A 14,035-nucleotide genomic window follows, 5' to 3' on the forward strand; every position below is an offset into this window, starting at 1 on the left:
GTCACCTTAGAGGCGTCGCCTGCCGCCGGGCAAGCCGCCAGGCGACCGGGCGCCGTTACTCCGAGGTGCTCAGCACACCGCGGCGCACTTGGTCGCGCTCGATGGATTCGAACAGCGCCTTGAAGTTGCCCTCGCCGAAACCGGTGTCGCCCTTGCGCTGGATGAATTCGAAGAACACCGGACCCAGCAGGGTCTGGGAGAAGATCTGCAGCAACAGCCGGCGCTCGCCGCCCTCGGCACTGCCATCGAGCAGGATGCCGCGGGATTTCAGCGCGTCCACCGGCTCGCCATGATTCGGCAAGCGACCTTCGAGCATCTCGTAGTAGGTCTCCGGCGGCGCGGTCATGAAGCGGGTGCCATAGGCCTTGAGGCGATCCCAGGTGGCGATCAGGTCATCGGTGAGAAAGGCCACGTGCTGGATGCCCTCGCCGTTGAACTGCATGAGGAATTCCTCGATCTGCCCGGCGCCGCGGGAGGATTCCTCGTTGAGCGGGATGCGCACCAGACCATCCGGCGCGGTCATGGCCTTGGAGGTGAGGCCGGTGTATTCGCCCTTGATGTCGAAGTAGCGCAACTCGCGGAAGTTGAACAGTCGCTCGTAGAAGTCGGCCCAGTAGGCCATGCGCCCGCGATACACGTTATGGGTCAGGTGGTCGATCACCTTGAGCCCGGCGCCGAAGGGCTTGCGCTCCACCCCCTCCAGAAAGACGAAGTCGATGTCGTAGATGGAGCTGCCCTCCTCGAAGCGATCGATGAGATACAGGGGCGCGCCGCCGATGCCCTTGATCGCCGGCAGGCGCAATTCCATCGGCCCGGTGGGCATGTCCACCGCCTGGGCGCCCAGCTCCAACGCCTTGGCATAGGCGTGGTGGGAGTCGCGGCAGCGAAAGGCCATGCCGCACACGGACGGGCCGTGCTCCACGGCGAAATAGGCCGCATGGCCGGTCTTCTCGCGATTGACGATGGCATTGATGTCGCCCTGGCGGAACAGCACCACATCCTTGGATCGGTGGTTGGCGACGTGGCTGAAGCCAAGACTCTCCAGTACCGGCTCGATGACATTGGGAGTGGGCGAGGCGAATTCGATGAACTCGAAGCCCATGAGGCCCATGGGATTTTCAAACAGATCGGCCATGATTGGCTCCTTGACGGGTGACGTGCGAACGTTGTCGATGACGCGGGTCAGCGTGTCGTCAAGGGTGGCGCGCAGGAAATCCCGCGTACGCTGCGGGCCAGGAAGTCACCGAGCAGGAGCTGGCAACCGAGGAACTTCACGAGGTCACCCGCTCCGGGCTATCCGCTTGCAGCGCGGGGTGGGCTTGTTGAAAGGCGGGGTCAGCTGCGGCCAGGCTCTCCACGCGCAGCAGGCGCGGGTAGACCGACAGGTCCACCTGGAAACGCCGCGCGGCATAGAGCTGAGGCAGCAGATAGACGTCCGCCAGCCCCCGTTCGCCGAAACAGAATCCGCTATCACCGACCTGCGCCTCCACCGCGGCCAGACCTTCACCTATCCAGTGCGAAATCCAGTCGAGGATGGCCGGCTCGTCCAGGCCCAGACCGCGCAGGCGGTTGAGCACCGCGGCATTGTGCAGCGGATGGATATCGCAGCCGATCAGCGCGGCGATGCCGCGATGACGAGCACGCAGCAGTGGCTCGGCTGGCAACAGCGGCACTGCCGGATAGCGTTCTTCCAGGTATTCGAGGATGGCGGGTGACTGGATCAGTACCTCACCGCTGTCGAGGCGCAGGCTGGGCACCCGGCCCTGTGGGTTGAGCGCCCGGTAGGCCGGCTGGCGCTGCTCGCCGTCCAGCAGATTGACCGGTACGGCGCGCCAGTCCAGCCCCTTCAGCGCCAGGGCAAGACGCACCCGGTAGGACGAAGTCGAGCGGTAGTAGGTATAGAGGTCCATCAGGGCTGTCCTGCGGTCGCCGGTGGGCTTCTTATTATGCGTAAGTCAGTTACGTTGGAAGGAATCTGCGCGTGTCCGGCGGGCTTGTCAACGGCACTCAGGTCAGGAGCCATCCCTGCTGAACGCGTCCAAGCCCGCCCTTCCCTAGCCTGCCGGCAGCACCCGTCCGCGGCACTCGCCGAAGCCGATGCCGGGCAATCCAGGCGTCTGGCAGCGGGCCCTGAAGATGACCTCGTCGCCGTCCTCGAGAAAGGTACGGGTCTCACCACCGGGCAGCTGTAGCGGCTGCTTGCCGCCCTGGGTGAGTTCCAGCAGGCTGCCGCAGCTATCGGCATCCGGACCGGACAGGGTGCCCGACCCAAAGAAGTCGCCCGGCTTGAGGGCGCAGCCGTTGACCGTGTGATGGGTCACCATCTGCGCCACCGTCCAGTACATGTTCAGGGCGGTGCTCAGGGCGATTCGCTGGGCGGGCAGCCCCTGCGCCTCCATGCGTGGGGTACGCAGCAGCACCTCCAGCTCGATATCCAGGGCGCCCTGGGCCTGGTCGTGCTCGTCGAACAGATAGGGCAACGGCTGGGGATCGTCCTCGGGCCGCGCCGGTTGCGCCCGGCGATAGGGTGCCAGGGCTTCCGCCGTGACCACCCAGGGCGACAGGGTGCTGGCGAAGCTCTTCGACAGAAAGGGCCCCAGCGGCTGGTATTCCCAGGCCTGGATATCCCGCGCCGACCAGTCGTTGAGCAGGCAGAAGCCAGCGATATGCGCTGCCGCGTCGCCAATGGCGATGGGCTCGCCCTGGGCATTGCCCGGCCCGATCCAGATGCCCAGCTCCAGTTCGTAGTCCAGCCGGCGGCAGGGTCCGAAGACCGGTACGTCCTGCCCGGGTGGCAGCGTCTGGCCCTTGGGCCGCTTGAAGGCCTCGCCGGAAACCCCGAGCGTCGAGGCGCGACCGTGATAGGCGATGGGCACGTGCTTGTAGTTGGGCAGCAGCGGATTGTCCGGGCGGAACAGCCGGCCGATCTGGGTGGCGTGGTGAATACCCACATAGAAATCGGTGTAGTCGCCGACCCGCGCGGGCAGGTACATCCGGCAGGCACCCTGGGGCACCAGCAGGTGTTCGCCCAATTCCTGCAGGTGCTCGCGTTGCGGGTGATCGGCGCGCAGCAGCGCCTGCACGGCCTGGCGTAGGGCGACCCGCGCTTGCGTACCGGCGGCGAAGAAGGCATTCAGTGTCGTCTGGCCGGCCAGCTCGGCGGCGCGCTGGGCCTCGCCCTGGAACAGGCCGGCTTCGAGGGCGAAACCGAGATCGAGGATGAAATCACCCACGGCCACGCCCCCGCGGGGCGTCTCCTCGCCACGACTGAATACGCCCAGGGGCAGGTTGTGCAGGGAAAAATCCGGATGGCCGTTGGCCGAGGCCACCCAGCTGTGCAATTCGTGGGTCATGCCGGTTCTCCCGCGTTGGGCGCGACAAAGGTCTTGGCGAGGCCTGCCCAGCAGGCGTCGTAGTCAGGCTGCAGCAGCGGCGACGCCAGCGCGTGACGGGTCGGCCGCAGGACGCGACCGGTCTCGAACATGAAGGCCATGGTGTTCTCGATCTTGTGCGGCTGCAGGTCGGCGGCGATGGCGTTCTGGGTGGAGACGTGGTCCGGCCCATGGGCGCTCATGCAGCCATGCAGGGAGGCGCCACCCGGCGCGAAGCCATCGGCCTTGGCGTCGTAGGCGCCCTGGATCAGCCCCATGAATTCGTTCATCAGGTTGCGGTGGAACCAGGGCGGGCGGAAGGTGTTTTCCGCCACCATCCAGCGTGGCGGAAAGATCACGAAATCGATGTTGGCCATGCCCTCGATGGCGCCGGGCGCGGTCAGTACGGTAAAGATGGACGGATCCGGATGATCGAAACTGACCGTGCCCAGGGTATTGAAGCGGCGCAGGTCGTATTTGTAGGGCACGTGGTTGCCATGCCAGGCGACCACGTCCAAAGGCGAGTGATCCAACTCGGTTTCCCATAGCTCGCCGAGAAATTTCTGCACCAACCGGGTCGGCGCCGTGACCTCCTCGAAGCGGGCCACGGGCGCCTGGAAGTCCCGCGGATTGGCCAAGCCGTTGCTGCCGATGGGACCCAACTCCGGCAGGCGCAGGGAGCGACCGTGGTTCTCGCAGACATAACCGCGGACCGCTTCGCCCTCCACCAGCTCCACCCGGAATTTCATTCCGCGCGGGATCACCGCCATCTCCAAGGGCTCGATACGCAGCAACCCCAGCTCGGTGAGCAGATCGAGACGGCCCCACTCGGGCACGATCAGCAATTCGCCATCGGCGTCGTAGAACACCCCGGTCATGCTGGCGTTGGCGGCATAGCGATAGAGGCTGACGCCCTCGGCCTGGTCGCCCTCGGCAGTAGCGACGATCCGCTCCAGCCCGGCGAGGAAATCGGTGGGGGCTTCCGGGAGCGGCAAGGGATTCCAGCGCAGGCGATTGGGCGTTGGGCCACCCAGCTCGGCGCCGGTCAACTGGACGACGCTGCGCTGAAAACGGCCGTGAGCGGCCGATGGCCTGAGTCGATACAGCCAGGAGCGCCGCGCCTCGTGGCGCGGCACGGTGAAGGCCGTCCCGGACAGTTGCTCGGCATAGAGCCCGAAGGGCGCCCTTTGCGGCGAATTCTGCCCGATCGGCAACGCGCCCGGCAGCGCTTCGGTACTGAAGTGATTGCCGAAGCCGGACTGATAGGTCACGGGCATGGCTGCTTGTTCTTGTCTGTTCACCTGAGCACCCATTATGCGTAATAGGTTTACGCAAAAAGTAAATTGAACCCGGGGGAGCGTCAAGCTATAACGCTGCCTTTCCCCATGCGATCGAGCAGATGACGAACATCCCAGAAGAAGTTCCCCCACGGCGGCAGAAGGTGCAGGCAGCCGAGGTCGGTACCGACATCCTCAAGGCCCTCGCCGAGCTGGCACCCGCTACCTCCTTGTCACGCTTGGCCAGCCACCTGGACATGCCCGCCAGCAAGGTGCACCGCTATCTGCAGGCCCTGATCGCCAGCGGTTTCGCCGAACAGGATCCGCGCACCAACCATTACGGCCTTGGCCAGGCGGCGCTTTTCGTCGGTCTGGCGGCCTTGGGTCGCCTGGATGTGGTGAAGCTGGCGGCCCCGGTACTGGCCGAGCTGCGCGATGAGGTGGGCGAAACCTGCTTTCTGGCGGTCTGGGGTAACAAGGGGCCGACCGTGGTGCTGGTGGAGCAGGCGGTGCGCGCCGTCACCCTGGTGACCCAGGTTGGCTCGGTGCTGCCGTTGCTGGGCTCCTCCACCGGCCTGGTGTTCAACACCTTCCTGCCAGATGCCGAGACCGCGGCGTTGCGTGAAGAGGAGCTGCGCCAACCGGATGCGCCCGCTGCAGCAACGCTGGAAGAAACCGCACGCCAGCTGCGGGAAATCCTAATCCAACCGGTACACGGCCTGCTGATGGCCGGCGTCAATGCGCTCTCCGCGCCCTTGCTGGGTACCGGTCGCCGGCTGGCTGGGGTGCTGACCGTGGTCGGGGCCGCACCAGGCTTCAAGGCCGAGGTGGAAGGTCCTGCCGCGCTCCGCCTCCACGCCGCTGCCCAGGCCATCAGCAGGCGTCTGGGCGGATAAGACAGACAATCTCAACCAACCGGACCCTGCGTTAAGCGCCGCCAGCGGGCGCGACGCTCCGCCTGATCCTTTCTATACTCCATTCGGCTAAAGGATGACCCAGAATGGCCGTTTGCCATTAAGCTTACTGTTAGCGCGTTTATTATTGGCGCACTGCTTTATGGTGACCCCTTCATGAGTGCTCTTTCCTACCGCGATCGCAACCAGGCTCTCAACGACTCCCTGGACAAATTCTGGCAAGTCGCCAAGCCCGTGGTCCAGGCGGCCATGGTGATTCATGTAGCGTTACTGGTCATTTTCGTCCTGCTCGACCAGATGCTGATGGCCTGGACCAACGTGATCAGCGTAGCGGCCTATGTGGGCTGCCTGATCGCCCTGCGCCAGCGTCGCTATCGCATCGCCAGCCTGACGATGAGCTGCGAGATCGTCGCCCACGCCTGGATCGCCACCTGGCAACTCGGCTGGGACAGTAATTTTCATTACTACGTGCTGTGCATCCTGCCCATCGTCATCTACAACTACCGCACCGCCCCTCTGCGGCATCTGCTGCTGGTCATCGGCATTCTGGTGACCCTGGCGGGTGGCTATCTGCTGCACACACCGGCGACCCTCGCCCCGCTGACGATGAAGCTGTTCGGCACCCTCAACATCATCAGTGCCCTGTTGTTGCTGCTCTACGGCACCGGTGCCTCCTTTCATCACAGCACGAAGATGCAATTGGACCTGCTGCATTCCGCCAGCCACGACAGCCTCACCAATCTCTACAACCGGCGGCGCATTCTCGACCAGGCCGAGAAGCGCAGCGGCGTGAGTGGCAGCCTCATCCTCTTCGACGTCGATCACTTCAAGCACATCAACGATCGCTTCGGCCACGACTGTGGCGACCTGGTGCTGCAACGCATCGCCGACGTCATCCGCTGTGAGGTTCGCCAGTCGGATCTGGCCGCGCGCTGGGGTGGCGAGGAATTCCTGGTACTGCTGCCCAAGGCCCAGAGCGAGGTGGCCTGGGGCGTGGCGGAGCGGATCCGCCAGCGACTGAGCGAGGTGACCCAGTCCCTGGAGCGCGGTCCCGCGCGCGTCACGGCGACCCTGGCCGTGTGCGAGATCCGCGACTGCGAAGCCTTCGCCAGCGCCCTGGAGCGCGCCGACCAGGCGCTCTACCGTGGCAAGCAGGAAGGCCGCGACCGGGTGATGCTGGCGGCCTGAATTCGGGCTCGCCCTAGGCTTAGTACGAGAAGTGCCTGCGCTCGGCGACGTTTCGTACAGAACCTAGACCACGAAGCGCTGCAAGGCAGTGTGCAGATCGGCAGCCAGGGCGGAAAGTTGCTGGCTGCTGGCGCTGGTCTGCTGAGCGCCGGCGGACGTCTGGGTCGCCGCATCGCGGATCAGCGTCAGATTGCGATCGACCGCCGCGGTGGTGGCGGTCTGCTCTTCGGTGGCCGCGGCGATGGCGTCGTTGCGCTGGCCAATGGCGGTGATGGCCTGGGTGATGCCCTCCAGCACCTGCCAGGTCGCCTGCGCCTGCTCGCGGGTGTGGCTGGCCTGGATCCGGCTCTGGTCGAGGGCGACCACGGTCTTCTCGCTGACCTGCTGCACACCGTCGATCAGGCCCTCGATCTCCCGGGTGGACTCGCCGGTACGCCGCGCCAGGCCACGCACCTCGTCGGCCACCACGGCGAAGCCCCGCCCGGCATCACCCGCACGGGCGGCCTCGATGGCGGCATTGAGCGCCAGCAGGTTGGTCTGCTCGGCCACGTTGCGGATGACGTCGAGCATCTTGCTGATGCCCTTGGACTGCTCGGCCAGGTGATCGGCCTGGGTAGCGGCTTCATCCACGTTACCCACCAATTGAGTGATGGCGACCAGCGTCTGCTGCACCTGCGCCTGCCCCTGCTTGGCCTGATCGACGCAGCGACGCGATTCGGCGGAGGTGGATGTGGCGTGCTCGCACACCGACTGCACCGCCTGATTGAGCAGATTGACCGCATCCGCCGCGTGCTGGATATCGGTCGTCTGCTGCTCCAGGTTGCGGCTGCTCTCATCCATTACCGCGCTCATCTGGGTCGAGGCCGAGGCCAACTGCTCGGAGGCATTGCCGGTATGGGCCAGCACCTCGCGCAGATTGCCTTGCATGCGCTCCAGTGCCAGCAGCAACATGGCCGCCTCGTCGCGTCCTTGTGGCTGGATCTGCTGCCGCAGGTCACCCGCGGCGATGCCGGCGGAGATGTCCAGTGCCTGCCGCAGCGGCTGCACCACGCTCCGGGTCAGCCGCCAGGCCAGCAGCAGCAAGAGGAGAATGGCGCCGCCAATGACCGACCAGACGATGGCGCGGGCCTGAAGGAACTGGGCATTGGCCACCTCCTTGGCCTGGGCGGCGCCTTGCTTGTTCAATTCGCGCAGGAGCTGCACCTGCATGTCCATCAGGTCGCCCTTGAGGCCAACCACGGTATCCAGCTGCATCCGCGCGGCCGGAAGCTGCTGCTGCTCGATCAAACGCACCTCCTCGCGCAGTCCTTCCACGAAAGGCAGGTAGGCCTCGTGCAGGGCCTTGACCGAATCCCGCTCGGTCGCATCGGTAATGACCGGCTCATAGTCGCGGAACAGTTGGTCGGTCTCGTTGACCAGCTGCTCCAGGGTCACTCGGCTCATGGCCACGGCGCCCGGGTCTTCGGCGTTGAGCAGGACCACCGAGGCCTGGTTGCGCAACTTGCCGAGGTTGATCGCCAGGGAATCGGCGATGGCGATGCTCGGCAACCAGTCCTGTTCCATGCTCAGGGCCTGACGACGCAACTGCTGCATTTCCCATAGCGAAAAGCTGCCCAGCCCGGCGAGCAGGACGGCGGCGAAGGTAAAGGAACACAGCATCCGCGGACCGGTCTTTAAGGCTCTCAGCCAGGAACGACGCGACAGACGACGAAATGGAGCGAGGATACGGCGCATGGAAGGTCACTGCAAAAAGACGTTCGAGTCAGCAGTCTAGGCAAGGGAGATGTCGGATTGATTGCAAAATACTGGCGCCAAAAAACAAATCAGACGATTGCGGTGAAGAAGGGTCGCCGCTAAGGTCCGCCTCCTCCTTTCCGGTCGGTGCAGTCCGCCATGTCCGTCGTTTCCGCCAAGGCCTCCACGTCCCACATCCTGCTGCTCGGCGTCGCTCAGATCCTCGTCTGGGGTGGTTCCTTCTTCATTCTGGCCGTGCTCGCCGATCCGGTGGTTCAGGAGACCGGCTGGTCTCGCCAATGGGTCTATGGGGGGCTCTCGCTCGGGGTCCTGGTGTCCGGGTTGCTGGCACCCGCTTGCGGACGCCTGATCGCCCGCCAGGGTGGCCGCACGCTGCTGTCGCTGAGCGGACTGGGCGTTGCCGCCGGCCTGACGCTGATGGCCTGCGCCCAACATCTGCCGGTGTTCCTGCTGGCCTGGGTGGTGATGGGCATCGGCATGGCCGCCGGTCTCTACGATGCACTGTTCGCCACCCTGGGTACCTGCTACGGCGCCCAGGCTCGCTCGGCGATCAGCGGCATCACCCTGGTATCCGGCTTCTGTACCGCCATCACCTGGCCCATCGCGGCCTTCATGGTCAGTCACCTCGGCTGGCGCGGTGCCTGCCTGGCCTATGCGGCCGTTCTCTTGCTGACGATCTGGCCGCTGTACCGGCGCGCCCTGCCCGCGCCAGCCCTCGCCGCCCAGGCACCACGGCCAAGTCAGGTGGCGCCGGAGGTAGCAGTAAACCGTCTGCTCTATACCGTGCTCACGGCGCTCTTCACCCTGGGCGCCGTGCTGATGACGGCCATTTCCATCCAGCTGATCACCCTGCTGCAGGGCCTTGGCTACAGCCTGGCGAGCGCGGTGGCCCTGAGCGCCTGCCTGGGGCCGAGCCAGGTGGCCTCGCGGATCATCGACCTGCTCAATCGCAATGGCCACCCCCTGTGGACGGCCCTCGCCTCGGTGATCTGCACGGCAGTCGGTCTGCTGCTGGTGACCCTGGGGCCGAGCCTCGTCTGGGTGACGGTGGTGGGTCTGGTGATCTTTGGCGCGGGCAATGGCCTCAGGGCGATCATTCGTGGCGCCCTGCCCCTGGCGCTCTGGAGTCCAGCCGAATACGCCACGGTCCTGGGACGCATGGCGCGCCCGGCGCTCTTGGGCCAGGCGGCCACGCCCCTGCTTTGCGGTTATGTGCTGGAGCACCAGGGTCCGCAGGCAGTGCTGGGATTGCTCTGCCTGCTGGCGCTGATCAACGTGGCGCTGGTCGCCTGGTTGTTCAGAACGCTCCTTGGCCGTGGCGCCGCCTAGTCACAGGCGATTTCCAGAGGGACCAGGCGCAGTTTGATACCGGTACGACGCAGGGTAAGGATATCCCCCTCGCGTTGGCCGACCTCGTCGCCCAGGGTGCTGCGCAGCGTTTCGTCGAGCAGCTGCGCATAGGTCCGGGGATCCTCTTCCTGGCAGCTCTTGGCGATGTGCAGCTCGCCCTGCAGCAACTTGCCCGCAGTGCGACCGCTGGTGAGGTCCACGAGCAGGTAATCTTGATCGGGCTGGTAGGTGAAGGTCATGCGAATTCCCCGGCGGCTGTAGCCATGGGAACCGTGTGTCCCCGGTTGGTTCAGGAAGTCGGATTGCCTTCCTCGTCCAGTCGATTGCGCAGCATCACCAGCGTCTCGCGCAAGTCATCCAATCCGGCGTCGCCCAGCGCGCACACTTCCCGAACCCGGCCGTTTACGCCATTGGCCTGCTCCCGCAGCGTGCGACCTGCAGGCGTCAGTTCGATCGACAGATTGCGCTCGTCTTCCGCGCTGCGGCGGCGCGTGACCAGTCCGCCCGCTTCGAGACGCTTGACCACCGGGGTCAGGGCGCCGGAATCCTGTCGCAGACGGTTGGACAGCTCCTTGAGGGTGAGGCCGTCGTGCTCCCAGAGCACCAGCATGATCAGATATTGTGGAAAGGTCAGGCCCATGCTCTCCAGCAGGGGCTTGTAGAGCTGCGTCATCGCCAGCGAAGCCGAATACAGGGAGAAGCACAATTGCTGATCGAGGAGCAGTGGATCTTTGGCTGTCATGGGATTTGCCATTACAAAAAGCGTGAAAGAGTGGAAGGTGCGATCGATCCCAATCCAGGTCAATAGCCCAGATGATAAGGGGTCGGTTGCCGGAAACATCCGGTAACTGGCACTGGATTCCGATGCCACAGGATGCCACAGTGAGCGGCTGGACATAAATAATAAGGGTAATACCTGCATGGCCGTTTCCCCTGCCACGCCAGCCACCGCTGGCGAAACTCCAACCGCCGTTGCCGCAGGCGCTTCGCCGCTGGTAGCAGGAATCTTGGCCTCCTGTGCGCTTGCCCATCTGATCAACGACCTGATCCAGTCCGTACTGCCATCGATCTATCCGATGCTCAAGGACAGCTATGGTCTGACGTTTACCCAGATCGGTCTGATCACCCTGGCCTTCCAGATCACTGCCTCCCTGCTGCAACCCTGGATCGGTTTCCACACCGACCGCCATCCTAAACCCTATCTGCTGCCGGCTGGCATGGTCTGCACCCTGATTGGCGTACTGCTGCTCGCCTTTGTCGGCAGCTTTCCGGCAATCCTGGCTGCGTCGGCGCTGATCGGTGTCGGCTCCTCGACCTTCCATCCCGAAACTTCGCGGGTGGCGCGCCTGGCGTCGGGCGGTCGCTTCGGTCTGGCGCAATCCACCTTCCAGGTCGGCGGCAACGCCGGCACGGCCATCGGCCCGCTGCTGGCCGCAGCCATCGTCATCCCCTACGGCCAGACCCACGTCGCCTGGTTCGCGCTCTTCGCGCTGTTCGCCATCGGCGTGCAATACGGGCTATCGCGCTGGTATCGCAATCACCTGCGCAGCGCCAAGGGTCGCAAAGCGGCCGCGGTCAGCCACGGCCTGTCGCGCGGGCGAGTGACCTTCGCCTTGATCGTGCTGGCCTTGCTGGTGTTCTCCAAGTACATCTACATGGCCAGCATCACCAGCTACTTCACCTTCTACCTGATCGAAAGATTCGGTCTCTCGGTGGCCAGCTCCCAGCTGCACCTCTTTCTCTTCCTGGGTGCAGTCGCGGCGGGCACCTTCTTCGGTGGCCCCATCGGCGATCGCATCGGTCGCAAGGCCGTCATCTGGTTCTCGATCCTGGGTGCGGCGCCCTTCACCCTCGCCCTGCCCTACGTCGATCTGTTCTGGACCAGCGTGCTCAGCGTCATCATCGGCTTCATTCTGGCTTCGGCCTTTTCGGCCATCGTGGTCTACGCCCAGGAACTGGTCCCGGGCAACGTCGGCATGATCGCCGGAATATTCTTTGGCCTGATGTTCGGCTTCAGCGCCATCGCCGCCGCCGGCCTGGGCAATCTGGCAGACCATCGCGGCATCGAGTACGTTTACCAGCTGTGCTCCTACATGCCGCTGCTGGGCATCCTCACCATCCTGCTGCCGTCCACCCGCCGCAAGGCGGTCTGAGGCCCAAGCCACGGGGGCGCAAGGCTCCCGTGGCGAAGCGCTGCGCCACCCGCTACGCTGGCCGCCCCTTGAGCTTTCGCCGAGTCGCGATGAAGAGTCCGCTGCACTACCTGGTCCGTTATCCTTCCGCCAACCTGCTGTTCATCCAGTTGCTCGGCCTGCTGCTCTATCCCTTCGTGGAACAGGAAGAGCATGGTCGCGCCATCATCGGTGCCTTTGGCATCATCGTCCTGGCCACCGCCCTGCGCATGGTCCGACGCAGCCCGACCATCCAATGGCTGGGCTTCATCCTCGCCGGCTGCATCCTGGTGCTCACGGTACTGGTGGAATGGCATGGCAATCGGCACCTGGTGGTGTCCCTGGCCATCCTCGATGCGATCTTCTATTTCTATGCCGCTGGCAGCCTCATCGCCTACATGATGGAGGATCAGCGAGCCACCACCGACGAACTTTTCGCAGTGGGCGCGACTTTCACACTGCTGGCCTGGGCCTTCGCTCACGCCTATTCGGCCTGTCAGATCCTGCAGCCCAACAGTTTCACCGCCGCCAACGATCCTCTCGCCGCCCGCACCTGGACGGAGCTGCTCTACGTCAGCTTCGCCATCCTGTCGGGTGTCGGCCTGAGCGACATCTACCCGATCAAGCCGATGGCGCGCTCGCTGGTCATGCTCGGTCAGTTCTCCGGGGTCATGTATATCGCCCTGGTAGTGACCCGGTTGGTCACCCTGACGGTGCGCAACCGCTAGCCGAATCTCGCCAGGCTGAAGCTGTCCAGATCGATGTCGCTGTGCCCGGTGGTCACGCGCTGGGCAAGCGCCTCGCCCAGCGCGGCCGAATGCTTGAAGCCATGTCCCGAACAGGCGCTGACCACGGTCACGCCCGGCAGCGCGGGATGCTCGTCGACGATGAAACCGAAATCGGGTGTGACGGTGTAGGCGCAGACGGCGCTGCGCACCGTGCGCGCCGAAAGACCGCCGACCCACCTCCCCACTTGATTACTGAACAGCTGGTGCGATTCTTCCGGGTGTAGATTTCGATCAATGCATATAGGGGTGGTATTATCCGTATATTGTTCGGTGGCGACCTTTACGGCGTTCTCGCCGGGCAACGGTGGAAAGCCGTAGAAGAGATCGGCGTCGCCACTGCCGTGGGCCAGGATGAAGCTGGGCGAATCGCTCGGAAACAGCGTGGGGTCGGCCACCTCGAACCAATGCAGGCTCTGGCGGCAAACGCGCAGCAACCGATCGAAAGGCGCTCCCAGCAGTTCAGCGCTCCACATGCCGGCGGCGACGATGACCCGCTTCGCGCGCCAGCTGCCTTGGGCAGAATGCAGTCGCACGCCCTGCCCGTCCGCTTCCAGGCGTTCGATGACCGTATCGGTTTGGATCCGCGCACCCCGCTCCCGAGCCCCGTCCAGCTGCGCCTGGATACAGGCTTCCGGATACAGATAGCCGCCTCCCGGCTCGAAATAGCCGAGGGCATCGTCTGCCACGCGAAATTGCGGGAAACGCTGGCGAATGGCGGCGCCCTCCCAGGCTTCGTGGGGGATGCCGTATTGGCGAGCCAGTTCCAGCGTCGCCCGGGTGAAATCCGGGCGACCGTGATGGGAGGTGGCCGTCGCCGTGGCGGTCATGATCAGCACGCCACATTGCTCGAAGAGGCTGACGCCCCGCTCCGCTTCCAGCTCGCGCCAGAGCTGCTGCGAGCGGAGCGCCAGGGGCACGTAGGCTGCGCCCTCGCCCACCGCCTGGCGGGTAATGCGCGTTGCGCCGTGACTGGAACCCAGGTCGTGGGGTGGCGAATGGCGATCGATGCCCGCGACCTTCACGCCACGCTTGGCCAAGTGGTAAAGCGTGGCCGAACCCATGGCGCCCAGCCCCAGCACGATCACGTCAAAGGTCGAGTCTTGCACGCCTATCTCCTGGGCATCCTGGCGGAGTGGGCACTCTAGCAGAGCTGCCAAGGTCGTAAGGGGCACTGCACCACCCTGTTTTCCATTTGGCACGGTGCGAGACACGCAGGGATCT

Annotated in this window: 13 protein-coding genes; 5 read left to right on the top strand and 8 right to left on the bottom strand. The window is 64.8% G+C overall.

Translation table 11 applies throughout. From position 1 onward, the window contains the following. Positions 1-55 precede the first annotated feature (55 nt). The 4 genes from hppD to hmgA form a co-directional block, all read right to left on the bottom strand. Positions 56-1,135, bottom strand: a complete 1,080-nt coding sequence (gene hppD / locus BMZ43_RS19100) for a 4-hydroxyphenylpyruvate dioxygenase (RefSeq protein WP_017639920.1) — start codon at positions 1,133-1,135, stop codon at positions 56-58. A gap of 136 nt (positions 1,136-1,271) precedes the next feature. Next, positions 1,272-1,910, bottom strand: coding sequence for a maleylacetoacetate isomerase (maiA, locus tag BMZ43_RS19105; protein ID WP_093255847.1), 639 nt, complete (start codon positions 1,908-1,910; stop codon positions 1,272-1,274). A gap of 144 nt (positions 1,911-2,054) precedes the next feature. Further along, positions 2,055-3,353: a fumarylacetoacetase gene (gene fahA / locus BMZ43_RS19110; protein WP_093255850.1), complete on the bottom strand. Its 1,299-nt coding sequence runs from the start codon at positions 3,351-3,353 to the stop codon at positions 2,055-2,057. After that, on the bottom strand, positions 3,350-4,648 hold the full coding sequence (hmgA, locus tag BMZ43_RS19115) for a homogentisate 1,2-dioxygenase (RefSeq protein ID WP_068384068.1): 1,299 nt from the start codon (positions 4,646-4,648) through the stop codon (positions 3,350-3,352). Before hmgA ends, fahA begins: the two co-directional genes overlap by 4 nt. 122 nt (positions 4,649-4,770) lie before the next feature. On the opposite strand from hmgA, the gene BMZ43_RS19120 reads away from it, so the two are divergent. Continuing rightward, the gene (locus tag BMZ43_RS19120) at positions 4,771-5,544 is read left to right on the top strand and encodes an IclR family transcriptional regulator (RefSeq protein ID WP_064308778.1); all 774 of its coding nucleotides are present in this window, start codon (positions 4,771-4,773) and stop codon (positions 5,542-5,544) included. A 174-nt stretch (positions 5,545-5,718) separates the two neighbouring features. Beyond that, the gene (locus BMZ43_RS19125; RefSeq protein WP_068384066.1) at positions 5,719-6,750 is read left to right on the top strand and encodes a GGDEF domain-containing protein; all 1,032 of its coding nucleotides are present in this window, start codon (positions 5,719-5,721) and stop codon (positions 6,748-6,750) included. Between the two features lie 63 nt (positions 6,751-6,813). Here the strand turns inward: BMZ43_RS19125 and BMZ43_RS19130 are convergent, their stop codons facing one another. Beyond that, complete coding sequence (locus tag BMZ43_RS19130; RefSeq protein WP_064308779.1) at positions 6,814-8,484, bottom strand: methyl-accepting chemotaxis protein; 1,671 nt, start codon at positions 8,482-8,484, stop codon at positions 6,814-6,816. A gap of 159 nt (positions 8,485-8,643) precedes the next feature. Between BMZ43_RS19130 and BMZ43_RS19135 the strand changes: the two genes are divergently transcribed. Continuing rightward, positions 8,644-9,834, top strand: a complete 1,191-nt coding sequence (locus BMZ43_RS19135; RefSeq protein ID WP_064308780.1) for an MFS transporter — start codon at positions 8,644-8,646, stop codon at positions 9,832-9,834. Here BMZ43_RS19135 and BMZ43_RS19140 read toward each other — a convergent pair. Beyond that, positions 9,831-10,094, bottom strand: a complete 264-nt coding sequence (locus tag BMZ43_RS19140) for a hypothetical protein (RefSeq protein WP_017639928.1) — start codon at positions 10,092-10,094, stop codon at positions 9,831-9,833. The two genes, BMZ43_RS19135 and BMZ43_RS19140, sit on opposite strands and share 4 nt — an antisense overlap. A 50-nt stretch (positions 10,095-10,144) precedes the next feature. Continuing rightward, a complete protein-coding gene (locus BMZ43_RS19145; RefSeq protein WP_017639929.1) occupies positions 10,145-10,597 on the bottom strand; it encodes a MarR family winged helix-turn-helix transcriptional regulator in 453 nt (150 codons plus the stop codon). A 178-nt stretch (positions 10,598-10,775) separates the two neighbouring features. Here BMZ43_RS19145 and BMZ43_RS19150 point away from each other — a divergent pair, with 178 nt between their 5' ends. Both BMZ43_RS19150 and BMZ43_RS19155 read left to right on the top strand, forming a co-directional pair. Then, positions 10,776-12,008, top strand: a complete 1,233-nt coding sequence (locus BMZ43_RS19150; protein WP_064308781.1) for an MFS transporter — start codon at positions 10,776-10,778, stop codon at positions 12,006-12,008. A gap of 89 nt (positions 12,009-12,097) precedes the next feature. Beyond that, on the top strand, positions 12,098-12,754 hold the full coding sequence (locus BMZ43_RS19155; protein WP_017639931.1) for an ion channel: 657 nt from the start codon (positions 12,098-12,100) through the stop codon (positions 12,752-12,754). Here the strand turns inward: BMZ43_RS19155 and solA are convergent. Continuing rightward, positions 12,751-13,920, bottom strand: coding sequence for an N-methyl-L-tryptophan oxidase (solA, locus tag BMZ43_RS19160; protein WP_093255853.1), 1,170 nt, complete (start codon positions 13,918-13,920; stop codon positions 12,751-12,753). The genes BMZ43_RS19155 and solA overlap by 4 nt on opposite strands. Positions 13,921-14,035: the final 115 nt, after the last annotated feature.

The organism is Pseudomonas sp. Snoq117.2, from assembly GCF_900110545.1.
In the GTDB taxonomy this organism is placed as follows: Bacteria; Pseudomonadota; Gammaproteobacteria; order Pseudomonadales; family Pseudomonadaceae; genus Chryseomonas; species Chryseomonas benzopyrenica.